Origin of the sequence: Patiriisocius sp. Uisw_047 (assembly GCF_047730165.1) — a bacterium.
Classification (GTDB): domain Bacteria; phylum Bacteroidota; class Bacteroidia; order Flavobacteriales; family Flavobacteriaceae; genus Patiriisocius.
On the sequence record NZ_CP159834.1, the window covers coordinates 1,497,259 to 1,522,351 of the forward strand.

General features: G+C 37.9%; 24 protein-coding genes. 17 read left to right on the plus strand and 7 right to left on the minus strand.

All coding sequences use genetic code 11. The annotated features are described in order from the left end of the window. Positions 1-149 precede the first annotated feature (149 nt). Together ABXT71_RS06725 and ABXT71_RS06730 are read left to right on the plus strand one after the other, a co-directional pair. Positions 150-2,180 (plus strand): dipeptidyl-peptidase 3 family protein, encoded by a 2,031-nt coding sequence (locus ABXT71_RS06725; protein ID WP_415370572.1) that lies wholly within the window; start codon positions 150-152, stop codon positions 2,178-2,180. Between the two features lie 769 nt (positions 2,181-2,949). Then, positions 2,950-3,336 (plus strand): hypothetical protein, encoded by a 387-nt coding sequence (locus ABXT71_RS06730; protein ID WP_415370573.1) that lies wholly within the window; start codon positions 2,950-2,952, stop codon positions 3,334-3,336. Between the two features lie 168 nt (positions 3,337-3,504). Here ABXT71_RS06730 and ABXT71_RS06735 read toward each other — a convergent pair whose 3' ends face one another. Then, the gene (locus tag ABXT71_RS06735) at positions 3,505-4,575 is read right to left on the minus strand and encodes a branched-chain amino acid aminotransferase (RefSeq protein WP_415370574.1); all 1,071 of its coding nucleotides are present in this window, start codon (positions 4,573-4,575) and stop codon (positions 3,505-3,507) included. Positions 4,576-4,692: 117 nt separating this feature from the next. On the opposite strand from ABXT71_RS06735, the gene ABXT71_RS06740 reads away from it, so the two are divergent. From ABXT71_RS06740 to ABXT71_RS06750, 3 genes are all read left to right on the plus strand, one after another. Then, entirely contained in the window at positions 4,693-5,199 is a 507-nt protein-coding gene (locus tag ABXT71_RS06740; protein ID WP_415370575.1) for a DUF4920 domain-containing protein, read from the plus strand. An 8-nt stretch (positions 5,200-5,207) separates the two neighbouring features. Continuing rightward, complete coding sequence (mnmD, locus tag ABXT71_RS06745) at positions 5,208-5,879, plus strand: tRNA (5-methylaminomethyl-2-thiouridine)(34)-methyltransferase MnmD (RefSeq protein WP_415370576.1); 672 nt, start codon at positions 5,208-5,210, stop codon at positions 5,877-5,879. Positions 5,880-6,089: 210 nt separating this feature from the next. Beyond that, complete coding sequence (locus tag ABXT71_RS06750; RefSeq protein ID WP_415370577.1) at positions 6,090-7,010, plus strand: TIGR01777 family oxidoreductase; 921 nt, start codon at positions 6,090-6,092, stop codon at positions 7,008-7,010. Positions 7,011-7,127: 117 nt separating this feature from the next. Here ABXT71_RS06750 and ABXT71_RS06755 read toward each other — a convergent pair whose 3' ends face one another. Next, positions 7,128-7,514 carry a YceI family protein gene (locus ABXT71_RS06755; protein ID WP_415370578.1) on the minus strand — a complete coding sequence of 129 codons (387 nt, stop codon included), beginning with the start codon at positions 7,512-7,514 and terminating at the stop codon, positions 7,128-7,130. Positions 7,515-7,842: 328 nt separating this feature from the next. Between ABXT71_RS06755 and ABXT71_RS06760 the strand changes: the two genes are divergently transcribed. The 9 genes from ABXT71_RS06760 (at position 7,843) to ABXT71_RS06800 (ending at position 17,921) form a co-directional block, all read left to right on the plus strand. Further along, positions 7,843-8,421 carry a nucleotide exchange factor GrpE gene (locus ABXT71_RS06760; RefSeq protein WP_415370579.1) on the plus strand — a complete coding sequence of 193 codons (579 nt, stop codon included), beginning with the start codon at positions 7,843-7,845 and terminating at the stop codon, positions 8,419-8,421. 14 nt (positions 8,422-8,435) lie between these two features. Beyond that, positions 8,436-9,566: a molecular chaperone DnaJ gene (gene dnaJ, locus ABXT71_RS06765; protein WP_415370580.1), complete on the plus strand. Its 1,131-nt coding sequence runs from the start codon at positions 8,436-8,438 to the stop codon at positions 9,564-9,566. A 243-nt stretch (positions 9,567-9,809) separates the two neighbouring features. Further along, positions 9,810-10,739: an ABC transporter ATP-binding protein gene (locus ABXT71_RS06770; RefSeq protein WP_415370581.1), complete on the plus strand. Its 930-nt coding sequence runs from the start codon at positions 9,810-9,812 to the stop codon at positions 10,737-10,739. A gap of 12 nt (positions 10,740-10,751) precedes the next feature. Beyond that, entirely contained in the window at positions 10,752-12,065 is a 1,314-nt protein-coding gene (locus ABXT71_RS06775) for an ABC transporter permease (RefSeq protein WP_415370582.1), read from the plus strand. Positions 12,066-12,070: 5 nt separating this feature from the next. Further along, positions 12,071-13,000, plus strand: coding sequence for a mechanosensitive ion channel family protein (locus ABXT71_RS06780; protein WP_415370583.1), 930 nt, complete (start codon positions 12,071-12,073; stop codon positions 12,998-13,000). Between the two features lie 21 nt (positions 13,001-13,021). Continuing rightward, positions 13,022-13,927, plus strand: coding sequence for a DUF6268 family outer membrane beta-barrel protein (locus ABXT71_RS06785; RefSeq protein WP_415370584.1), 906 nt, complete (start codon positions 13,022-13,024; stop codon positions 13,925-13,927). A 2-nt stretch (positions 13,928-13,929) separates the two neighbouring features. Next, positions 13,930-15,093 (plus strand): sigma-54-dependent transcriptional regulator, encoded by a 1,164-nt coding sequence (locus ABXT71_RS06790; RefSeq protein ID WP_415370585.1) that lies wholly within the window; start codon positions 13,930-13,932, stop codon positions 15,091-15,093. A gap of 6 nt (positions 15,094-15,099) precedes the next feature. Further along, positions 15,100-15,978, plus strand: coding sequence for a polyphosphate kinase 2 family protein (locus tag ABXT71_RS06795; RefSeq protein ID WP_415370586.1), 879 nt, complete (start codon positions 15,100-15,102; stop codon positions 15,976-15,978). A 530-nt stretch (positions 15,979-16,508) separates the two neighbouring features. Further along, positions 16,509-17,921, plus strand: a complete 1,413-nt coding sequence (locus ABXT71_RS06800; protein WP_415370587.1) for a M20/M25/M40 family metallo-hydrolase — start codon at positions 16,509-16,511, stop codon at positions 17,919-17,921. 441 nt (positions 17,922-18,362) lie between these two features. Here ABXT71_RS06800 and ABXT71_RS06805 read toward each other — a convergent pair whose 3' ends face one another. Both ABXT71_RS06805 and ABXT71_RS06810 read right to left on the minus strand, forming a co-directional pair. Beyond that, positions 18,363-19,157 (minus strand): DUF1853 family protein, encoded by a 795-nt coding sequence (locus tag ABXT71_RS06805; protein ID WP_415370588.1) that lies wholly within the window; start codon positions 19,155-19,157, stop codon positions 18,363-18,365. Next, positions 19,154-19,612, minus strand: a complete 459-nt coding sequence (locus ABXT71_RS06810; protein ID WP_415370589.1) for a DUF1801 domain-containing protein — start codon at positions 19,610-19,612, stop codon at positions 19,154-19,156. Before ABXT71_RS06810 ends, ABXT71_RS06805 begins: the two co-directional genes overlap by 4 nt. Before the next feature lie 139 nt (positions 19,613-19,751). Between ABXT71_RS06810 and ABXT71_RS06815 the strand changes: the two genes are divergently transcribed. The 3 genes from ABXT71_RS06815 (at position 19,752) to ABXT71_RS06825 (ending at position 22,040) form a co-directional block, all read left to right on the plus strand. Beyond that, positions 19,752-21,149, plus strand: coding sequence for an MATE family efflux transporter (locus ABXT71_RS06815; protein WP_415370590.1), 1,398 nt, complete (start codon positions 19,752-19,754; stop codon positions 21,147-21,149). Between the two features lie 91 nt (positions 21,150-21,240). Further along, positions 21,241-21,468 (plus strand): hypothetical protein, encoded by a 228-nt coding sequence (locus ABXT71_RS06820; protein WP_415370591.1) that lies wholly within the window; start codon positions 21,241-21,243, stop codon positions 21,466-21,468. A gap of 2 nt (positions 21,469-21,470) precedes the next feature. Then, positions 21,471-22,040, plus strand: coding sequence for a phosphatase PAP2 family protein (locus tag ABXT71_RS06825; protein ID WP_415370592.1), 570 nt, complete (start codon positions 21,471-21,473; stop codon positions 22,038-22,040). Here ABXT71_RS06825 and ABXT71_RS06830 read toward each other — a convergent pair. The 3 genes from ABXT71_RS06830 to ABXT71_RS06840 are packed head-to-tail and all read right to left on the minus strand — an operon-like array spanning position 22,030 to position 24,999. Beyond that, positions 22,030-23,664, minus strand: a complete 1,635-nt coding sequence (locus ABXT71_RS06830) for an ArnT family glycosyltransferase (RefSeq protein ID WP_415370593.1) — start codon at positions 23,662-23,664, stop codon at positions 22,030-22,032. The genes ABXT71_RS06825 and ABXT71_RS06830 overlap by 11 nt on opposite strands. Next, entirely contained in the window at positions 23,654-24,292 is a 639-nt protein-coding gene (locus ABXT71_RS06835) for a lipid-A-disaccharide synthase N-terminal domain-containing protein (protein ID WP_415370594.1), read from the minus strand. The genes ABXT71_RS06830 and ABXT71_RS06835 overlap by 11 nt, the downstream gene beginning before the upstream one ends. After that, positions 24,289-24,999, minus strand: a complete 711-nt coding sequence (locus ABXT71_RS06840) for a glycosyltransferase family 2 protein (RefSeq protein WP_415370595.1) — start codon at positions 24,997-24,999, stop codon at positions 24,289-24,291. The genes ABXT71_RS06835 and ABXT71_RS06840 overlap by 4 nt, the downstream gene beginning before the upstream one ends. Positions 25,000-25,093 lie beyond the last annotated feature (94 nt).

Below are 25,093 nucleotides of genomic sequence, written 5' to 3' on the forward strand. Positions count from 1 at the left end.
CTAAAGATACAAATTTTATCATGCAACAGAATAGGTGCTCAATACATAAATATTTGCGAAGAAATTAATAAGATTAGTCGTTGTAAAGGCTGGCGATTATTACCGCGACTATTTTTGTACATTTGTTTCAAACAAAAACAACAATAATCATGAAATACAAATTTTTAGCGGCTTTGGCGTTCACAGGATTCCTCTTTACATCTTGTGATGAAGATAAGAATAAAACGATGGCGGAAGATGCAGATACAGCTTTAGTGGTAGATGAGTTTGACTATCAGGTGGCTCAGTTTGCAGATATTAAAGTATTGCGATATCAGATTCCTGGATTTGAAGATTTAACTTTAAAAGAGCAAAAATTAGTGTATTACCTAACGCAGGCAGGAATGGAAGGGCGTGATATTATGTGGGCACAGAATTATCGTCATAACTTAGCAATACGTCACGCATTAGAAAATGTATATACTACCTATGCTGGAGATAAGAGCGGTGATGACTGGAGTAACTTTGAGACATATTTAAAACGTGTTTGGTTTTCAAACGGAATCCATCACCATTATAGCAATGCGAAGTTGAAGCCAGGTTTTAGCAAAGAGTATTTAACGATGCTTTTGAAAGAAACCGTTACAACGCTGGAAGGAGAAGCGCTTGATGTGATCTTTAATGATAAAGATGCTAAAAAAGTTAACTTAAGCAAGGATGCAGATATCGTAAAAGAGAGTGCTATTAACTTTTATGGGCCAGACGTAACAACGGCAGATGTGGAAAAATACTACGATGCCATTAAAGTAGACTCAAAAGAGCCTATCGAGATTGGTCTTAATACTCGATTGGTAAAAATAGACGGGAAACTTGTTGAAGAAGTTTATAAAAGTGGAGGTCTTTATGGTGAAGCTATAGACAAGATAATTATGTGGCTAGAGAAAGCACAAGGTGTTGCTGAAAACGAAAAGCAAGGAGTAACATTAGGTCTTTTAATTGACTATTATAAATCTGGAAGTTTAGATACTTGGGATGACTATTGTATTTCTTGGGCGACCAGTACAGAGGGAAACATTGACTGGATTAACGGTTTTATCGAGGTGTATAACGACCCAAAAGGATACAAGGGGTCTTATGAGACTGTTGTGCAAATCAAGGATTTTGATATGTCTAAGAAGATGGCTGCATTAAGCAAAGACGCACAGTGGTTTGAGGATAATTCTCCATTGATGGCAGAACATAAAAAGAAAGAAGTTAAAGGAGTTAGTTATAAAACAGTAATTGTGGCTGGTGAGGCAGGAGATGCTTCTCCTAGTACCCCTATTGGTGTTAACTTACCTAATAACAATTGGATTAGACAAACACACGGAAGTAAGTCTGTTTCTTTAGGTAATATCATAAATGCATATAGTAATGCAGGGGGTAGTGGTCGTCTTGCAGAGTTTGCGCACGATGAAGAAGAGATTGTATTAGAAAAAGAATATGGAGGGTTAGCAGATAAGTTGCACACCGCCTTGCACGAGGTTGTTGGTCACGCTAGTGGGCAGATTAACGAAGGTGTAGGTACTCCTAAAGAAACTTTGAAGCGTTATAAGTCTACTATTGAGGAGGGACGTGCAGATTTGTTTGGTCTGTATTACCTAATGGATCCAAAACTTCAGGAATTAGGTCTTGTAGAAGACTGGAAGAAAACTGGAACTGCCGCTTACGATGGTTATATACGTAATGGTATGATAGGGCAATTAGTACGTTTAGAATTAGGTGATGATGTAGAAGAGGCACATATGGTAAACCGCCAATGGGTAAGTGCTTGGTCATATGAACGTGGTCTAGAAGAGGGTGTGATTGAAAAAGTAACACGTGATGGAAAGACTTATTACGACATTAAGGATTACGTCAAGCTAAGAGCAATCTTTGGTGAGTTATTAAAGGAAACACAACGTATTACTTCTGAAGGAGATTATGAGGCTGGTAAAAACCTTGTGGAAGACTATGGAGTAAAAGTAGACCAGAAATTACATAAAGAGGTATTAGATCGCAATAGCAAATTTAAATCTCCACCTTATAGTGGTTTTGTAAATCCTATGCTTGTTCCTAAGATGGATGCTGATAGAAATATTACAGGTTTCAATGTTGAACAGCCAAAGAGTTTTGAGTCTCAAATGCTTGATTATGCTAAAAACTACGGCAACCTAAAGTAGTATGATTAAATTTTAGGAAGCTAAAAGCCCATAATGTCTTAAGATGTTGTGGGCTTTTTTTGCAATACAGATGGCTTGTATTATCAAAGTAGTGGGGTCCTAATTGGACAACCACGAATAGAAATTATATTTAATTAAAATAAGTATAATTTTTAAAAAAATAGGGGTGGTGTAATAGGGGAGTGGATCGTGTTAATAGCCTCTGTCTAGCTATAGCTTGAACGCGTGATGCATCCAGTAATAGCTTTTACGCCACAATCAATTGTTTTTTGCTTAAACATTTATAGGAGAAGCTAAAGAGAATTTATAATGTGGGTGAATATAACACAATGCTTAATACTGGATATACTATTTGCAGAAAAGGAAAAATCACCATATTTGATGTGGATTGCCTTATTGTTTTAAAGCATATTTAATTGCTACTAGCAAACCAACAAAGACAAGAAAGCCTATTAAGATGCGGTAACTGCGTTTGTAATATTTTTTATGAAGTTTTAAATCTTTTCTGTAGCTAATTATCATAGTAATCACAAATGCAATTACAAAAAATATAGAAAAAACCCACTGACCAGTACTAAACATAATTATGTCGCTTTATAGATGCAAAAATACAATAGAAATACCATTGCCTTCACAAGTATTTATTTTAATCTTCAAATACCAAGTCATTAAAATTTCTGAAGTAGTGTAGCTATTTAGTATTATAAATTTAGCTTTGTAAAAATAGAATACTAATTTTTTAAAGCCGCATCTGGAGCGGAGAAGAAATATGAAAAATAAAATAGCCGCCGTTCACGAGTTTCATACCGCTTTTGGATTAGGAATTAAAGATGCGCCACAAGCAGATTTAGGTGTGAAAAAAAACCAATTACGCCATGAATTAATGCGTGAAGAAAACGAAGAGTACATGGAAGCTGCCACTAATAATGACTTGGTGGAGGTGGCAGATGCGCTAGGAGATATGCTTTATATATTATGCGGTACTATCATAGAACACGGGCTGCAACACAAGATTGAAGAGGTCTTTAATGAGATTCAAAGAAGTAATATGAGCAAGCTAGGAGCAGATGGTAAACCTATATATCGTGAAGATGGTAAGGTCTTAAAAGGCCCAAACTACTTTAAGCCTAATATCGCCCAAATTTTAAAGAAGTAGGACTAGGTAGTGGAAAATAAATAGAAAGAAAAGAGACCTATTAAAACAAGACCCGATACAAAAAGGGAATCACGATACACGATAAAGGTACAGGCTAAAAAAAATCCCGATAGAGCATTGCTTCATCGGGATTTTTAGTTTTGTAGTATATTTATTTACTACGATTATCTACTTAACCGCTATTCTCCAGCCAAAAGAATCTTCAGCACGATTGTACTGGATATCCATAAGTTCTTTTTTAAATCGAGTTGCATATGAGTCTGCTGGTTTTATTAATGTGTAGTCTTTCTCGTTATAACAAAAAGCACTTACTGGACTTATTACTGCGGCAGTACCACTGCCAAAAATCTCTTTAAGCGAACCATCTGATGCTGCCGTTACAAGCTCGTCTACCGAGAGTTTACGTACGTCTGTCTTAATGCCTGCGCGTTCTGCAAGCGCTAATACGCTATTGCGAGTTACACCATCTAAAATACGATCGCTGATAGGTGCCGTGATTAAAGTATCGTTAATTCTAAAAAAAACATTCATCGTGCCTGCTTCTTCTAAGTATTTATGCTCGTTTGCGTCTGTCCAAATTACTTGATCATAGCCTTGTTCTTTTGCTAGGTTTGTAGGGTAAAATTGAGCTCCGTAGTTTCCTGCCGCTTTTGCAGCACCTACACCTCCATTAGCAGAACGGCTATACTCTTGTGCGATAATTACCTTTACGTCACCAGAGTAATAAGATTGTACAGGAGACATAAGAATCATAAACTTGTATTTATCAGCGGGTGATGCAGAAACCCCTACTTGAGTCGCCATTACAAATGGTCTAAGGTATAACGAGTTGCCATTTCCTGGGCGTATCCATTCTTTGTCAAGGTTTAATAAAGCATGTAATGCATCAAAAAAGTAATCTTCAGGAAATTCTGGAATCGCCATTCTTTTTGAAGACTTATTGATGCGCTCAAAGTTTTTTTCTGGTCTAAAAAGAAAGACATCACCGTTATCATCTTTATACGCTTTCATTCCTTCAAACACGGCCTGACCATAATGAAATACCTTGGCAGCTGGAGATATCGTCAAAAGGCCATAAGGTTTAATGGTTGGCTCTTGCCATTTTCCATTTTTATAATCACACTCAAACATATGATCAGAAAAATCACTTCCGAAGGTTAGGTTGTCAAAGTCAACCGCGCCAATTCTAGATGTATCTATTTCTTTAATTATTAAGTTTGAGTTTTCTTGAGTAATCATATTAAGTTTTTTTATAGATTGCAAAAATAGTCATTTTTTCAGCTTCATAGAATGATCTGAATTTAATAAATTTGCCGTATATTATAGGTCGTTTTAATAATAAAAAATCAACAAACAATGAAAAATATTTTTTCACTAATCGCGCTTGCTACATTTACTTTTTCTTGCGAGACAACTACGAAAAAAGAAACTGCGGAAACAGAAGATCAAGAAATCGCAATGAATTACGAGTCTTTTGGAGATGAGATTACAGAAGATAAAGCAATGACAAAAGAAGCTATGATCGAGAAGTTTTCAAATCTAAAACCAGGTGACACAGTGCCAGTGAAGTTTACGACAGGCGTAAAAGAAGTTTGCGCAAGTAAAGGGTGCTGGATGCTATTAGACATGGGCGAAGACGAGGCAATGGTAAAATTTAAAGACTACGGTTTCTTTATGCCCAAAGATATTGCTGGCGCTGCTGTTATAGTAGAAGGGCTTGCTTTTGTAGAAGAAATGAGTATAGACGACCAACGTCATTATGCAGAAGATGCGGGCAAAAAAATTGAAGAAGTAATGGGTATTACCGAACCAAAGCGCACCCTTTCTGTAGTATCTAACGGTGTGCTCTTGCACAGAGAATAACGCACATTTTGAAAAGAACAATTATAAAAACGGGAGATGGCTCTGTGAGTATATACTTACCTGACTGGGATGAGCAATATCATTCTAAACACGGTGCCGTTGTAGAAGCGCAACACGTTTATATTGGTATGGGGCTTCATCATATAATAGATAAAAGTGATGTTGGAGATTCGTTATCAGTGTTGGAAATAGGTTTTGGGACAGGGCTTAATGCTTATTTAACAGTACTTGAAGCAGAGAATAAAAAGGTTGTAGTTAATTACACAGGGGTGGAAGCATACCCGCTTTCAGAAGAAGAAATTAAGGCTATTAATTATGCCGAAATGCTCAAAACTCCGCAACATCTATTTGACGCAATGCACCAGGCTACTTGGGAGGAAGAGGTTTCAATATCAGAATATTTCCACCTTTGCAAAAGACAACAGCTCTTTGATCAGATTGTAGATAAAGATGCCTTTCATCTTATTTACTATGATGCATTTGGGGCAAGGGTGCAACCAGAATTATGGGGTGAAGCTATTTTTTTGATCATGTATAATGCTCTAAAAATAGGCGGTGTGCTTGTAACTTATGCTGCAAAAGGAAGTGCGAGACGCGCTATGGAAACGGTAGGTTTTGCGGTAGAACGTTTGCCTGGCCCTCCAAGAAAACGTGAAATGTTGCGAGCTACAAAAGTGTAATGTAATTAGCTTCAATATATTTTAAGTTTTATATTTTACCCTAGTTCGTTAAAATTGTGAGGATGCTTCATATTTTTTAACGCCAATCGCCAATCGCCAATCTCACATCTTCCAGCTTCCACTGCTGCAAGAAATACGATTTAGTTGCTAAACTCCCGTTAATTTTGTGGCTAGGAGTACATAATTATGTAATTTTAGTCAAAAAACAAAATGACTGTGTTGATAACAGGAGCAACGGGCCTAATAGGTAAGTCGCTTACGCAAGCTTTACTGTCTCGAGGAATCGATGTGCATTATTTGACAACAAGAAAAAGCGCCATAATTAAAGAAAAAAACAATAAAGGTTTTTTTTGGAACCCCAAAGAAAATGAGATCGACCTTGATGCTTTTAAAAATGTTACTGCCATCGTTCATCTTGCTGGTGCGACCGTTGCAAAACGATGGACAACGGCATATAAAAAAGAGATCTTAGATAGCAGAACGAATACGGCTCAAGTGATATTTGATGCTTTGCAAGCTACAGAGAATAACGTGACTCACTTTATTTCTGCTAGTGGTATTAGTATTTATCCTCCGTCTCAATCTAAACTGTATACAGAAGAATCTCCAGAAGTGGCAGATGACTTTTTAGGTAACGTTGTCAAGGCCTGGGAAACCGCGGCAGATACTTTTTCTAGCCTAGGTATTGATGTTGCAAAAGTGCGCACTGGAGTAGTGCTTGATGAAAAGGAGGGCGCGTATCCAAAAATGGAAAAACCAATCAAAATGGGTGTTGGTGCGGCAATAGGATCTGGTAATCAATACGTCTCTTGGATTCACTTACAAGACATCGTGGGTATTTATGAATATATTTTAGCGAATCGCCTTGATGGAGTTTATAACGCCGTAGCGCCTACTCCAGTTAAGAATGAAACACTGACTAAGAAAATTGCACATCACTACGGTAGCAATATATGGTTGCCAAACGTTCCTGGATTTGCCTTAAAGCTTGCGCTCGGTGAGATGGCAACTTTAGCCTTAGAGGGGCAGCTGGTAAGTCCGGCAAAACTGCAGAAGACAAATTTTATTTTTAAGCATTCAAATATAGAGAGCGCTTTGGTTCAACTAATATCAAAAAAGAAGGACAACTAATCTAGTTGTCCTTCTTTTTAATCTTTTTGCTGCCACCTATTTCTTCGCGTGTAACTCTACGGTAAGTTCTATTTCATCATTAATGAACTTATCTCCCAAGTCATCAAAAATATTTTTCTACCCATAGTTGATTCCCCATTGTATGCGGTCAATCATAATTGGTTTACTTTTTAAGAACATTGAATCTCCAGGAAAAGAAACCGTTGAAGGGAACCTTGTATTATTTGTTTTATCCAGTAGTGTAAGATTACCGCTTACTATAACTTTTCGGTCTTCGCCTGCCACTTTAGTAATGCTAAATGCACCATTTGGGTATTTGTTCACATTAAAAAAGTCACCTTCTTTGCCTTCAACAGTACCTTTGAGATGTGCTTCTAGATTGTCTTTCATGCGCCCTTCAGTATCTGTAGATACGATAGGCTTCATATCTATCACGAAAGTTCCCGCTTGTATATCTTTATCCATTACAGAAACAAAACCTTCAGATAGTGAGAGCATGCCCATATATGATTCCGTTGGTTTTTTCCTAATCGGCTCACCATAGATTTTGTAGTGTCTACTTTGTAATCTACCGCCATTGCCTCTGCGGTAGCAACTTCTTTTTCGGCTTCTGCTTACAAGAACTTATTCCAGCGATTAATAAAGCTGAAATAGCACTTGATGTAATGAATTTTTTATTTAATTCTTTAATGGTTTGACTACAAAACACTAGAGTTAAGACGCGATTAGTCTTAAAGCTGTATTAAAATTATTAGGTGACATTTTGGCAAATAATCGACAATTGGCAGTACTTTTGCAATCTCCAATAAAAATATTTGACACACATTTAACTATGAGTAATAAAGATTTAAAAGATGAGGTTGTAGAAGATATCGTGGAGAACAACCCAGAGATAACTTCGGAAACATCAAACAACGAACCAAGCGAAGAAAACGAAATAGAGGTACTAGAAGAAAGAGATCCAATTGAGGCTCTAGAAGGAAAGTTGCTAGGTGAAAAAGAACGCTATTTAAGGCTTTTTGCTGAGTTTGAAAACTATAAGAAGCGTACGACGAAAGAACGTATTGAACTTTTTAAAACAGCTGGAAAAGATATCATGGTATCCTTATTACCAGTACTTGATGATTTTGAACGCGCTTTAAAAGGATTTACCGAAGAGAGTGATGATGTTCACGTACAGGGAATGCAGCTTATTAGTAACAAGCTAAAAGAGGCAGTAACACAAAAGGGATTAGAGCTCAGTGAGACTAGCGTTGGAGATGTATTTAATGCTGATTTGCACGAAGCAATTACACAAATACCTGCGCCTTCAGATGATATGAAAGGTAAAATCATTGATGTCATTGAGAAAGGATATAAACTGGGTGATAAGATAATTCGTTATCCAAAAGTAGTGATAGGGCAATCCTAATCTAAACATACAAAATGAAAGACGATTTTTACGATCTATTAGGCATCTCTAAAGGAGCAACTGCTGCCGAAATTAAAAAAGCATATCGCAAAAAAGCGATTGAACATCACCCAGATAAAAATCCAGGTGACGCTTCGGCAGAAGAAAAATTTAAGAAGGCTGCAGAAGCCTATGAGGTACTGAGCGACCCAAACAAAAAAGCACGTTACGACCAGTATGGGCATCAAGCCTTTGAAGGTGGCGGTGGCTTTGGCGGCGGTGGTGGTGCAGGTATGAATATGGACGATATCTTTAGCCAGTTCGGAGACATCTTTGGCGGAGGCGGCGGAGGCGGTTTTGGTGGCTTCGGTGGTTTTGGTGGTGGCGGTGGTCGTCGTACGTTAAAAGGAAGCAACCTAAGAGTACGTCTTAAACTTACACTAGAAGAAATTGCCAACGGCGTAGAAAAGAAAATCAAGGTAAAGCGTAAAAAAGTTGCCTCGGGAACTACATACAATACGTGTAGCACTTGTAATGGTGCTGGGCAAGTAACAAGAATCCAAAACACTATATTAGGTAGGATGCAAACTTCTGCTCCTTGTACTACGTGTGGTGGTTCTGGTCAAATGATTGCTAACAAGCCGGCAAATGCAGATGCAAATGGAATGCTCTCTACAGATGAGACTGTTTCTATAAAAATACCAGCAGGTGTTGTAGATGGGATGCAGCTTAAAGTTACTGGTAAAGGAAATGACGCTCCGGGTAATGGTATCGCAGGAGATCTTTTAGTTGCTATAGAAGAATTACCTCACGATAGCTTATCAAGAGAAGGTGATAATTTACATTATGATTTGTACGTTAGTTTTAGCGATGCAGCACTCGGAAGTTCTAAAGAAATAGACACCGTAACTGGAAAAGTCCGTATAAAGGTAGATCCGGGAGTGCAAAGCGGAAAAATATTACGACTTCGCAGTAAAGGGATTCCTAGTATCAATGGATATGGGACAGGAGATTTACTTGTGCATGTAAATGTCTGGACACCAAAGACTTTGTCTAAGGAGCAAAAAGAATTTTTTGAAAAAATGACCGAAGATGAGCACTTCCAACCGAAGCCAGAATCTGAGGACAAATCGTTTTTTGAAAAAGTAAAAGACATGTTTTCTTAAAAAAACGTTAATTCTCAAATATTTTGTTATATTTGACTATCGTTTAGTAATAAGCGATAATTTTTCTTTTTCATAGCAATTTTTTTTCCCACCTTTTAATGTAAATTAAAAGGTGGGTTTTGCGTTTATATAGGATATCTTTAATCCTCTTTTATGTAACACTTAAGGCTTATGGGGTACTAACCCATTATAAATCGTGTTCTTTTACTTTTTCTAAACTATTTCAACCAAATTAAAATCAATATGAATAAACTTTTAGTTGCCCAGAATATTTCTAAAAATTTTGGCGAATTTAAGGCGCTCGACGATGTAAGTATTGAGGTCCCAAAGGGAAGTATATTCGGTTTGTTAGGGCCTAATGGTGCAGGAAAGACAACCTTGATAAGAATCATTAATCAAATTACAATGCCAGATCAAGGAAAGGTATTTCTTGATGGCGAACCTTTGCATCAAAACCATATCCAGAATATAGGCTATTTACCAGAAGAAAGAGGTTTGTATAAATCTATGAAGGTAGGGGAGCAAGTGCTTTATTTAGCGCAATTAAAAGGCCTCTCAAAAACCGAAGCGAAAGCTAAGCTTAAATACTGGTTTGAAAGACTAGAAATAGGAGACTGGTGGAATAAAAAAATACAAGAGCTCTCTAAAGGGATGGCGCAAAAAATTCAGTTTGTGGTGACCGTCTTGCACGAACCTAAACTCCTTATATTTGATGAACCTTTCAGTGGTTTTGATCCTATTAACGCTAATTTAATTAAGGATGAAATCTTAAAATTAAGAGATGATGGTGCCACGGTAATTTTTTCTACCCACCGTATGGAATCTGTAGAAGAAATGTGTGACCATATTGCACTGATAAATAGGTCTAAAAAAATTCTTGATGGTAAACTGATAGATATCAAGCGTGCCTACCAGAATAATACTTTTGATGTAGGGCTAATACCGACAAACCCTCAGCAAGCTTCGGGACTATTAAGTGAAAGATTTAGTGTGGAGGCAGCTACGTTTAAGAGCATCAATGAAGACCTTAAATATCGCATCAAGATTACGCCAGACACTTCTTCTAATGAACTTTTACAGTATATAGCGACCTTAGGGCAAATCACTCATTTTAATGAAGTGATCCCGTCTGCAAATGACATCTTCATCGAAACAGTGAATAAAAACAATTAAATCGCTAGCATTATGAATCATCTATCATTAATTATAAAGAGAGAGTATTTGACTAAGGTGCGTAATAAGTCTTTTGTCATCATGACGTTTTTAACGCCACTTATTTTTGTCGGTATATTTTCGCTAGTAGCATATCTTGCAAGTTTAAATAAAAGCACTTCAAGAGAAATTTCGATTCTTGATGAGAGTGGATATTTCAGCAACCAGTTTGAGGACACAGATAATACCACCTATGTATACGTAACTGGGCAATCATTAGAAGACTTAAAAAAGCAATCTGAAGAGCAAGAGCGCTACGGTTTATTATATATTCCGAAGGCAAACAGCATTGATGAGGTGGCAGAGCAGATTACATTTTATTCTGAAGATTCTCCATCATTGAGTGTGATGGATGAGATAGAAGATGTGCTAGAAACGGAGGCAAACGTTCTAAAGCTTAAAGAGGCTGGGATTGATGCTGCGCGTATTCAAGAAATGCGCATTCGCATAAAAACACATCAAGAAACCTATAAGGGTAAAGAAACATCAGAGTTAGGGTATGTACTTAAATTAGGTTTTGGTGGTCTCGCAGGTTATTTATTATTCATGTTTATTATTATCTACGGAAATATGATAATGCGAAGCGTAATCGAAGAAAAGACCAGTAGGATTATAGAGATTATCATCTCTTCTGTAAAGCCAATTAAATTACTTCTTGGTAAAATTATTGGAACGTCTCTAGCTGGAGTTACCCAGTTTTTAATGTGGACCATATTAATGGGGGTGTTGATGATGGTGGTGCCTTTGATTTTTGGTATTGATATGAATGAGATGCAAACACCACAGCAACAAGCATTAATGCAAGCAGCAGGCGAAGGTGGTTTAGAAAACGGAATAACTCAATTTATGATCGAGGCAAATAACTTACCACTCTTGAATCTAGTGATTATGTTTTTGTTGTTCTTTATAGGCGGTTACTTGTTATACGCATCTTTATATGCTGCAATTGGTGCTGCTGTAGATAGTGAAACAGACACACAACAATTTATGTTGCCTATTTTGTTGCCACTTATTCTGGCCGTTTACGTGGGGATCTTTACGGTGATGGATAATCCTCACGGCACGGTCTCACAGGTTTTCTCCTTTATTCCTTTTACATCTCCTGTAGTAATGCTAATGCGAATTCCTTTTGGTGTACCTATTTGGCAACAAGTACTCTCTGTAGTCATTTTATTTGCTACATTTATAGGCACAGTTTGGTTCGCCGCAAAAATTTACCGCGTGGGTATATTAATGTATGGAAAGAAAGCCAGTTATAAAGAACTGCTCAAATGGTTAAAGTATTAAAATAGGTGCAAGACAAAGTAGTAGACAAAATAGAAGAAGTAGTTAGAGAGAACATCTGGACTGCGATAAAGGATTTCTTAGAAATAGGATGGACTTTTGGTCAGGGTGAAACTCAAATTAATCTAACCATAGGGCTTTTTATTCTTATAGTCCTATCGTTTTTCTTTGCAAGCTTTATTCTTAAGTGGGTGCGTAAATTGTATACCCGTAAAATGGATGAAACGGACAAGCAGAAGTTTGTCAGCGTTTTTAAGTTTATCAAATACATAACTTATATCATTGTTGTTTTTGCAACATTGAGTTTTGCGGGTGTAAACATCACTCCTTTTCTAGCTGCATCTGCCGCGTTATTTATAGGTTTAGGACTCGCATTACAAGAGTTGTTTCAAGACGTCATAGGCGGTATTTTTATCATTGTAGATAAATCTTTACTTGTGGGTGATATTATTGAGACTGACGGGAAAGTAGGTCGAGTTATAGAGATTAAGTTAAGAACGACTCGTGCCATTACCAGAGATGATAAGATCATCATCATTCCTAATCATAAATTTATCACAGAAATCATCTACAATTATACGCAAAACAGAAGAACCACGAGAGAGTTTGTAAGTGTTGGTGTTGCGTATGGTAGTGATATTGAGCTCGTAGAGAGGTTGTTGTTAGAGAGCTTAGTCAATCAGCCAGGTATTTTAAAAAGTCCGAAGCCTTTTGTCCTTTTTGAAAATTTTGGTGATTCTAGTCTTGATTTTTCAGTACTTTTTTTCCTTAATGACAGTTTTACAGATCCAAAAATAAAAAGTGCGATTCGTTTTAGGATAGATCGCTTATTCAGAGAGAATAATGTTACGATCCCATTCCCACAGCGAGATGTTCATTTATTTAACACAAGTGTAACTAAAAGTGGTTCAGATTCAGATAACTTAGCGATTGATTAATTAAAAATCTAATTGCCCCACATGAAAAACTTTTTTCTACTTGCAGTATTAATAGGCCTTTTCGTGAATACAATGCAATCGCAAGTTACAGACCTCGCGCGATTAGAGTTTACTTATTTCCCGCAAGGAAAATCTGACAACTCTTTTAGAAGAGTAAGAACTTTTATTAATGTCCCTATAGAATTAAACGAAGATGGTTATCTAGTTCCCGGTATTGGCTATCGTAATGTAAACTTAAAACTGGGAGATGAACTTCCATTTTCAGATTTAAATCTAGAACGGTACCAATCCCTTACTTTGAGTTTGGGATATACAGATAAGATGAAGAATGATTGGCGTTATGTCTTTCAAGGTGGAGTAATAGCAGCTTCAAATTTTTCTGGAGATCTTGAACGCGAAGATTTTATTTTTGAAGGGGCGGCCTTCTTGATAAAAGATAAAACAGATCTTGATGAATCAAACATGGGTGCTAGGCCTTGGCGTTTAATTTTAGGTTTATCTTATAGCACCACCGCTGGAAGACCATTCCCTTTACCTATTATTAACTATTACCGTGAGTTTGCCCCTAAGTGGTCGTACGCCGTTGGAGTGCCAAAATCAAATGTGAAATACCGCTTTAATGATAAGCAAGCAGTAAATGTCTTCGTGACATTAGATGGTTTTTTTGCGAACATCCGGGGAGATATCGCATTCCAAAATGACCCTAATGACGCTACGGTGCGCGTAGGAGAAAATATATCTATGACCACGGCCTTATCTGGTTTAGGCTATGAATATTGTTTTACAAAGCATCTCTTGTTCTATGTTTATGGGGGCTGGACGATAATCAACGATATCCGTATAAGAGACAAAGACGCAAACGATATCTATACAATTAACGATACAAATAATATTTACGCAAGAACTGGCGTGAAATTTAAACTATAAAAATGCCAAAAATACTTATTATAGAAGACGAAGCTGCCATTAGACGCGTACTCGTAAAAATTCTTTCAGAAGAAAACAACACGTACGAAGTTACAGAAGCCGAGGATGGCCTAGTGGGTATCGAACTCATAAGAAAGGAAGATTACGACCTCGTGCTTTGTGATATAAAAATGCCCAAGATGGACGGCGTTGAGGTGCTAGAGGCGGTTAAGAAAATAAAGCCAGAAACACCTATGGTGATGATCTCTGGTCACGGCGATTTAGATACGGCGGTACATACAATGCGCCTAGGTGCTTTTGATTATATTTCAAAACCACCAGATCTTAACAGATTGCTTAACACAGTGCGTAATGCGTTGGACCGAAATGAGCTTGTGGTTGAGAATACGCGCTTAAAAAAGAAAGTAGGCAAGAAGTATGAGATGATTGGTGATTCGCCGGCCATTACTCAAATAAAAGAAATGATAGAAAAGGTGGCCGAAACAGAAGCCAGAGTTTTTATCACAGGCCCTAATGGTACTGGAAAAGAACTAGTAGCGCACTGGATTCATCAAAAAAGTGACCGTTCTAAAGGACCTATGATTGAGGTGAACTGTGCGGCAATCCCGAGTGAATTAATCGAGAGCGAACTTTTTGGTCACGTAAAAGGTGCATTTACTTCGGCAAATAAAGATAGAGCAGGAAAATTTGAAGCGGCTAATGGGGGTACTATTTTCTTAGATGAAATAGGCGACATGAGCCTTTCTGCACAAGCTAAAGTATTGCGTGCGCTGCAAGAAAATAAGGTGCAACGCGTAGGGAGTGATAGGGACATTAAAGTAGATGTGCGCGTGGTTGCTGCTACAAATAAAGATTTAAAAAAGGAAATCGCAGCAGGAAATTTTAGAGAAGATTTATACCATCGTCTTGCCGTGATACTCATAAAAGTGCCATCACTTAATGAGCGAAGAGAAGATATTCCTATGCTGATTGCTCATTTCACCAGTCGCATTGCAGAGGAACACGGTACTGCAAAAAAGAATTTTACAGATAAGGCAGTTAAGTTGTTGCAAGAATATGACTGGACAGGAAACATTAGAGAACTGCGTAATGTAATAGAACGCCTTATCATTTTGGGCGGTAGCGAAGTGAGCGAAAAGGACGTAAAACTATTTGCAACAAAATAAGAAGGTATGAAAAAGGTGAACATTTCAGAATATAAAGTTGAGGGGCCTATTTCTATAAAAGGTGCCATGACAAAAGTTGATTTTCAGGCAGACAAAAAGGCGATAGAAGCAGAGCTTGAAGATACACGAGAACGTCTAGGGAAACTGCAGGATACCTTGTATGCGCACGGAAAGTACGCTGTGTTAGTGTGTTTACAAGGGATGGATGCCGCTGGAAAAGACAGCTTGATTCGCGAAGTTTTTAAAGATTTTAATGCCCGTGGGGTTGTGGTTCATAGCTTTAAAGTACCTACAGATTTAGAAAAAAAACACGACTTTTTATGGCGTCATTATATTGCCCTGCCGGCTAGAGGTAAGTTTGGCGTGTTTAATAGAACTCATTACGAAAACGTCTTAGTGACGCGCGTACATCCTAATTATATTTTGGGCGAAAATCTTCCAGACGTGACATCGGTTACAGATGTTGACCAATCGTTCTGGGACAAACGTTTTGAGCAAATTAACAACTTTGAAAAAACAATCTCAGAGAACGGTACGATCATTTTTAAATTTTTCTTGAGCCTCTCTAAAGACGAACAGAAAAACCGCCAGTTGAGAAGGTTACATAAACCGAATAAAAACTGGAAATTCTCCGCAGGAGATTTAGATGAAAGAGACTTGTGGGCAGACTATATGACCTGTTATGAAGATGTCTTAAATAGAACTTCAAAACCTCATGCGCCTTGGTATGTGATCCCAAGCGACGATAAGCCTGCGGCACGTTTGATTGTAGCAAGTATCATGTTGCAAGAATTACAACAGTATGCAGACATTAAAGAGCCGGAGCTCGACGACAAAACCAAAGCGCGTATTCACGAGTTTATTGCGCGATTAGAGGAAGAGTAGGGTATTACTATACCGACCCGCCCGCATTAAATTATCTTATAAGTTTGACCACTTTTTTTATTTAATAAAGCGAGCTATTAAAAACTCTTTTGGGATTTTCTCCGGTTCGTATTTGTTTATCCACGTAACTAGCAATGCACGTAAAGGTTACCAAGTTTTAGAGAAAAAATATTGAACAAACTAAAAAACATTTCGAAACTAGTAAAGAAAGGTTCTATTGAGAGCAAAAAAAGAAACCCTTTACAGATGTCTATTTTTTATTTACAGTTATTGAATTTCGGACGATATCTATTTTTGGGTTCATGTTAGGAGCGATATTAAGTATTTTAATTTTAAGGAACAGGAATAAAAAGCAAGCTGAAGAAAAAACGTTTGCTTACACGCGCACATAATTAAACCCTCACAATGGTCTGCACAAAGCCTTTGCCAGATCCACCTCAAAAAACCCAAACAACAACACTCTCAGAAAAAGACCTAAGAAAAACAAACACGATTTAGCACATAGTCGCTAAGTTTTGTATTTTTCGGGTATGAAAAGAAAGATTATTACCCTCATGTTTGTTTTTGTTGCCGGCTTACTTCAAGCACAAACAAGCTTCAAGAAAGATTCTACTCTTATTAAATCTATTTATAACACTGCCCTACTTAATGGTAAGAGCTATGACTGGTTGGCTCATTTATCTAATGAAATAGGCGGCCGACTTTCGGGCTCGCTCAATGCAGAAAAAGCGGTAGTATATACCCAAGAAGAACTAGAGATCTTAGGCTTAGATAAAGTATGGTTACAGCCGGTTATGGTTCCAAAATGGACACGTGGTCAGAAGGAGTATGCTTTTATAGAAACGGGGCCGGGACAGACATCAACAACAGATATTTGTGCTTTAGGCGGTTCTATCGCAACACCTCCATCAGGGATCAAAGCACAGGTGATAGAAGTAACGAGCCTAGATCAATTAGCTACTTTAGGAAAAGAAAAAATAGAGGGTAAGATTGTTTTCTATAATCGCCCTATGCAAGCAGACCTTATAAATACATTTGCGGCCTATGGTGGTTGTGTAGACCAGCGATACGCAGGAGCGATGGAAGCAGTAAAATATGGAGCGGTTGCTGTCGTTGTTCGTTCTATGAATCTCCGTGCAGATGACCTCCCACATACAGGCGCTATGTCTTATGGAGACACGCCAGCAGATCAAAGGATTCCCGCTTGTGCGATTAGTACAAACGGTGCAGATTATCTGAGTAGTGCCTTAAAAATACTTCCCTCCCTTTATTTTTACTTTAAACAGAACTGTAGAACATTTGATGATGTACTAAGCCATAATGTGATTGGCGAAATTACAGGAAGCCAATTCCCTGATAGATACATGGTCGTGGGTGGTCATCTGGATTCTTGGGATCTAGGGGACGGTTCTCATGATGATGGAGCAGGGGTCGTGCAATCAATGGAAGTGCTTCGTCTCTTTAAAGAAATTGGGTATAAACCAAAACACAGCATCCGCGTGGTGCTTTTTATGAATGAAGAAAACGGACTTCGTGGCGGAAAAAAATATGCAGAAGAGGCGCGACTCAAGAAGGAGACCCACGTATTTGCTTTAGAAAGCGACGCAGGTGGATTTACACCTAGAGGGTTTTCATTTGATCTGGATGAAGAGAACTTCAAGCAAGTGGAAAGCTGGAAACCATTGTTCAAGCCTTATTTAATTCATTATTTTGAAAGAGGCGGTAGTGGCGCAGATATCGGTCCACTTAAAGAAGAGGGGATGGTACTCGCTGGCTTGAGACCTGATTCACAACGTTATTTTGATCATCATCACGCTGCAAATGATACTTTTGATGCGGTTAACAAACGTGAACTAGAGCTAGGCGGTGCTGCGATGGCAAGTCTTATCTACCTATTTGACACACACGGCACAACATCTGAAATGACGGTGATTAAAAAATAGATCAAGAAAATTTCAGTCAAAATAGAGCGTAAAAAAACTCCAAGAACTTTAAAAAGAACTTGGAGTTTATAAGTAAAGGCTAATCAATAATGACTTCCTGTATTTTTGATTCTTACGCTGTGACACTTACTTCAGCTTCAACAGCGATCGATAACCCTTCTTTATCCTAACCCGCAATATCTACATCGATTACCAGAACTTGGATTCCTTCCTCTTTCATAGCGATTCTTACCTCTGGTACAGAAATAGCTTTTGTTTTAACGTCAATATTCATCTAGCCGATTGTAAATGATGGCAAGTAAGCTCAAGTTGTTTTGTTTCGAGTGGAATTTAAGAGACGTTAGAAAATTACAATCTTAATAAAATCCCTATTGTATAGGTTTTTACGTATTGCGCTAATTTTATAATGGATTATGTTAGGCTTTCTGAAGTTAGATGAAATTATTCCCACCAAACAACAAAGAATACAGTGATACAACCCTCCAGGTTTTCATAAATCAAAGGCGATTTTTTCAGTACTATCTGTTCTCTTATTGTTTCTGAAATGTGATCACTTGAATACCAAGTGCTTATTTTTTCAGGAGCTAAGAGCCATTCTCTTTTGGACGGGATGGCGTAGGTTGCTTTTGGTTTTAAGGTAAGATCTCTATGTTTGATCCAGATTCCTTTCACACAGTTTTGATAGTGTCGGGGCAGTTGTTCACTAAAAGTTTCAGGAACAAAGAGCATCGCCTTCACGCAATAACGCTGCAGTATAGTTTCTGAAATACCAAGACTCGATAAGATAGCTTTTGCAGCAGGATGCCGGAGTAAAGGAAACTGACTTTTAGAAAATTTCTGTAGCTTGTCAAGCAACGTGTCTTTAAGGTTGGGTCCTATCCATTGGCCTTCTAAAGTTGCGTGCTCATCTTCTTTTAAGAGGTAAAATTTGCACGCTAATTCTATATGGAAAACCTCATGGGTGCTGCAATTCTTTACTATGTAATCAAGTTCACCAATGGTTCGTTTCTCGTCATTCACTTGAATGTTTGCTGCAAGCAATGTAAAGTTTGTTGCGGCTTTTATCGTTTCAGAAAAAAGGAATTCTCCTTGTTTGCCCAATATAATATTAGGCAGCAACACAGCGATAGCATCATCAAGTGCAGCTTCAGAAAGCCCAAAGGGTTCAATGTGCAGTATTTCCGAAGGCAATCGAAGTTCTGGAAGTTTTATAAAATGGGCGAGGGGATAGATCACTGCTTTTTAATCACGCTTTTATATCGCGCGATCCACGCTGCAACGGTTACTTTTGAGAAAAACTGGCCAAGGGGCTCATAAGGAATCGTCTTCATCTTCTTAAATCGAATACAGCTTTTCCCTATATCGATTTTGGTTTTTATGTGTTTAGGATATTCATTTTTAAACCATTCTATCAGTGCTACACCTGCATAACAGCCAGTGCGATACACCGCCATAAAGTTATTCTGCAAAGCAATGTTTAAAAATTGCAAAGGGATGATAGGATCATAATAGTAGCCGTCAGGATAGGTAGCATGTGGTAGCGCCGACGCAGGCATATTATAATATGTGGTTTCTTCAAAGCCTTTGCGCAATTTGTCATTAGCCAGTTTGCGTAGTTTTTTTACAAGCACCTGACGTTCTTCAGGGAGTTGCACGATGTATTCATCTACGGTTGCTGCTTTGTATTGCATTGTCCTTTTTTATATTTTACCGATTGCTAATTTTCATTGCCAACAGCTTAAAGACTGGCGTCTAAATCTACAAAATATAAATATACATTTTATTCCTTTTGCAGGCAAGGTTGACTATTTTTGCGGAAAACCAATTGCCTTGTTTCTCTCTCAGTACACCCGAGAATTTAAATACAATTTGAAGCTTGCAACTCCAGTTATATTGGGGATGCTAGGGCATACCGTTGTGGCGCTTGTAGATAACATAATGGTGGGGCAATTAGGGACGGCAGAACTTGCTGCTGTTTCTTTGGGAAATAGTTTTATGTTTATCGCGATGTCATTAGGGATCGGTTTCTCTACAGCTATAACACCACTTGTCGCTGAGGCAGATGGTGAGAATAATTTTAAACAAGGAAAGTCTTCTTTTAAACACGGCTTGTTTTTATGTACGGTGTTGGGCGCTTTTTTAGTGGCCGCTATTTTTTTAGCAAAACCTGTAATGTATCATATGGGACAACCAGAAGAAGTTGTTGCACTCGCAATGCCATATCTTAATCTTGTTGCTATATCATTGTTTCCGCTGATAGTCTTTCAAGCTTTTAAGCAATTTAGCGATGGCTTGTCGCTCACGCGATATCCTATGTATGCTACGATTGCGGCAAACGTGGTCAATGTGGTTTTGAATTATATGTTCATTTTTGGGAAGTTTAGCGCTCCAGAATTAGGAATTGTAGGAGCAGCAATTGGTACCTTAGCTTCACGCGTGATTATGGTGATCTATCTTTGGTTTCTACTTTATAAGGATACTAAGGCACGACCATTTGTGGTGCACATCAAGTTATTTAAACTTTCAAAAAAGATGTTGGCTAAAGTTGCTAACTTAGGTGTTCCATCTGCCTTGCAAATGTTTTTTGAAGTCGCCATTTTTACCGCAGCTATATGGCTGTCAGGAATCTTAGGTAAAAACCCACAAGCTGCAAACCAGATTGCCTTAAACCTCGCTTCTATGACCTTTATGGTCGCGATGGGCTTTAGTGTAGCCGCAATGATTCGCGTTGGGAATCAAAAAGGATTAAAACGTTTTGATGAATTGAGGCGTATTGCGTTTTCTATCTTTTTGCTGTCTACCATATTAGCTGCCGTATTTGCGATCTTCCTTTTCGTTTTTTATGCAGCATTGCCAAAAATGTATTTGGACTTTGATAATCTAGCAGAATTTGCAGACAATACAGAAGTAGCTAGTATCGCAGGCACCTTACTATTAATCGCTGCGGTATTCCAGATTTCAGATACGATACAGGTGGTTGCATTAGGTGCCTTAAGAGGCATGCAAGATGTGATGATCCCCACTTTGATTACCTTTATTGCTTACTGGTTAGTAGGTTTCCCTATTTCATATTACTTAGGTTTGCACACCGCATATGCCAGCAGCGGGATCTGGATAGGATTACTTGCAGGACTTACCGTGTCTGGAATATTATTATTTATGAGATTTAATTATCTTTCAAAAAAATTAAGAAGCAGTGCGAGCACTGCCGAAGTTTTGGAACAATAATTTCCTCCGATTTTCACCTTAGACAGAAGGGTAATTTAAGGAAATCAATTTTTCAATGATTCAAAATTAATAAAATAAACAAAGTTGATATATGGAAATTCCGAAGTATTTAATGGGCGATAACAGTGATTATCCAGACGCTATTTTTATAATCCGTACAGAGTTTCCGCGTTTTATAATTAATCTTGAGAATGATGAGGTGGAGTGGTTAGAAGAGTTTGACCAGCACGACCAGAAAGAACTGGAAACAGAAACAGAAAACTTTATCAATGAAGCGACAGCCTTCTATGATAAAGAAGTAGCGCTTTACGAAGAGTAAAAGTGATAGAACAACTACTGAAATATGACACAGAATTTTTCCTCTTCCTAAATGGATTAGGCAATACTTCTTGGGATGGATTTTGGCTTTTTGCGACCGAAAAATGGTCGTCAATTCCGCTCTATGTTTTCTTGCTGGTGCTAATTTATAAGCAGTTTGGACTTAAAACGACCGCGCTCATTTTAATTGCAACCGCGTTAATGATTACATGTACAGACCAACTAGGCAACTTCTTTAAACACGGATTTAAACGTCCCAGACCTTGTCAAGTGGCAGAGTTAGATGAGTTCATCCGCTATGTGGCAAAACGTTGTGGCCGTTATGGCTATTTTTCTGCACACGCCGCCAGTAGTATGGCAACGGCGGTTTTTGTAAGCTTACTTTTAAAATCTAAATATTACTATCTACCGTTTTTCTTATTAGCTTGGGCAGTTCTTATAGGGTACAGTCGTATTTACTTAGGTGTTCATTATCCATTAGATGTAATCACGGGGATGGCTATAGGTGGAGTCTTTGGTTGGGTTTTTCACAAACTATTGATGCGTGCAAAAGCGCGTTGGATTACTGCTTAGGAGAAACCACATACAGATAGCGATGTAGTCGTTTATTGTGACCCTTCTCTCCTAGTGGCATTGGGTTTAAGTCATATTGATCTACCATTTTTAGGTCGTATGTGTTAAAGGCCGGCAAAAACCATTTTTCGGTTTGCGTGTTTACTAATACACCAAACACATCATCTGAAGGCCTTAATTCTTTACTTTCACCTAAATACACATTTTCCATTTTATCACCATAAAACCACAAAAACTCTGGTGTAAATGCAGAAAACTCATACACTTTTATATTGTTGTTTTTCTCCCATAGGGTTAATTGAGACATGTTTTTCTGGACAGGGTTTGTGTTTAAAATTCCAATAGTAGGCAAGCCAAATACTAAGATGACAGCCGTAAAAGTAATGGTAGCGTAGAACGCAGATTTAATTCTTCTATAGTATAATGAAAAGAGAATAAAGTAGCCTACAATAGAAGTAGCTGCAGAAAGCACGATATACCAAAACAAATAATCTCCTAGCGCACCCCAAAATAAATACCCAGCAACAAAAGGAAATAAGATGCCCACTATCCCGACGATTCCAAAATGTAAAAACACAGGTCCCGATTCTCTAACCTTGCGCATTTCAGAAAAAGAACGAAAGAGGTATTCTATATAAAACCCAGTATTAAAAGCAAGTGGGAGTATCACGGGGAGCAAATATCGTTGCTTCTTTTCTGGGATGATTGATAAAAGTATTACTGCGATGATGGTCCATAGAAAACTAAAGAGATACGCTTTTTTATTACATACCTTATTTTTTAAATAAGGATATAAAAGACTTATAAATGCAGGGATTGTCCACAACCCTGTCTGTATAAAGAAGCTCCAGTAATAATAAAAAGGCTTCACATTGTAGCTGGTCCAGTTTGCCGTTTCTTTATCGGTAATACGCGTGACGTTTTCTGGATCAAAGGTGTAGGTGTACCAATACCACCAGCCAGAAATGACAAAGGCAACAACTAAGAGCAATAGGAAAGGCAGCCATTTTTTCTGAAATGTTCTAAATTTAAATACAATACCATACGCAATAACAAAAGGTAAAAGCAGCGCGTAAAGTGATACAGGGCCTTTACTCATAAAGGAGAGTCCAATAAAAAGTGCAGCCAACAGGGCATTGCGATAGCGCTTTTCTGAAGTAGAGAAAAACTCGAATAAAAAATAAATTGCAGCCATCATAAACCCGTGGGTAAAGATATCCCACTGACCATTACGGCCGGCAAATGTGAAATAGAATGACGTGATCAAAATAAGCGAACTTATAAATGCGAGCTCTGAATGTTTTGTCAGTTTGCTGATGAAACGATAGAAGAAATACACGCCAAACATTGCAAGTAAAGCGGCAGGCAATCGCAATACGTACAAAGATTCTAGACCAAAAAGGCTTGCAGAAATAGCGGTAAGCCACGTGGGCAATGGTGGTTTCTGGTAACGAGCGTCACCGTTAATGGTAGTGAGTAGCCAGTTGTCATCGAACAAAATTTCGCGGGCAGTCACAAAGTTGCGCGCCTCCATAATGTTTACTGGCAGCGCATCGAGATGTACAAAGAAGATAGCAACACAAGCCGCTAGTAACCATAAAATGTGTTTGGTCTCAAACTTCATCTTTGTGTTCTTTTCTCCATAAATAAATATTGCGTGCGTATACGAGCATCCCAATAGAATGCGCTAGAAATAATACAAGATCTTCTCTTAAAATGGAGTAGGTCAAAATGAGGGAAGACCCTAATAGACTAATGATCCAAAAGCCAAGTGGTAAGTGCGATTTTTTGTGCTTTTCCGAAGAAATCCATTGATAGATAAATCTAAAGATAAACACCAGTTGAGCCACAATACCTAAGGTAAGTAGCCATCCTGGAATGTTTTCGTTTCTAAAAAAAGTATTGTAGTCCATCACATTATTGTTAAACGCATACACGCCAATAAGTACTGGAAAAATGAAAATTAAAATCTGAAAAAACTTGTGTAATTTTTTCCACTCACCTTGCAATTGTAAATTGCGGATGTAAATAAAATAGGTAATCGATTGTCCAAGCATGATTGAAAAATCTTCACGCAAATACCCATAAATAAAGAAGATAATGGAAGCCAATAAACTCAATTTCCAGAATATGGAAGGGGTAATGACTTTCTTGCTTTTTTCTGAAAGGACCAATTGAAATAAGAAACGGCTAAAAAAAAGACCTTGCCCTGTAAGCCCAACGATGGTGATATAGCTAAATATTTCTATCATCCTTTTTTTGCAACCTCATAGTTGATGTATTTTTTCTTCATCCATAAATAAGCAAAGCAATCCATTAAAGGACCAACAAGTCGATTCCAAACACCAAACTTTGCTTCACCTGCCAACCTTGGGAAATGTTGAACGGGTATTTGTAAAACGGTGCCATTTTGCAATAAAATCATCGCGGGTAAAAATCGATGCAGCCCTTTAAACATAGGGATGCGTTTTGCAAAATCTGTTTTAATTACTTTTAATGGGCAGCCCGTGTCATCCATCCCATCATGTGTGAAACTGCGACGGATTCCATTGGCAATTTTAGATGACATGTTTTTTACAAAGCTGTCTTTGCGATTGGCACGAACACCCGTCACAAGATCATATGCTCCTATTTTTTCTAGTAAGATATTAAAGTCTGAAGGGGCCGTTTGCAAGTCACTGTCTATGTAGCCTACGTATTCTGTTTCTACAGCGTCAAAACCCGCCTTTATGGCAGCACTCAAGCCTCTATTTTCTTTAAATGATACAAACGAGAATGTCTCATTACGTGCACAAATATCTTCAATCATTGTTTGACTGTCGTCCTTAGAGCCGTCGTTGACAAAAAGTATGGATGTTTTTTTACTTGCAATTTGTATATAAGCCAGTAGCTCTTGCTCCACGCGAGTGAGATTATCCTGCTCATTATACACAGGAACGATAATCGTAAATTGGTTCATAGCTGCGGCGGTTTGTGCAAAAATATCCTTTTTTTAAAGACTTTACGATACCCTTGAAAGAAGCTAAAAAATATGTTACTTTGTATCTTCATAA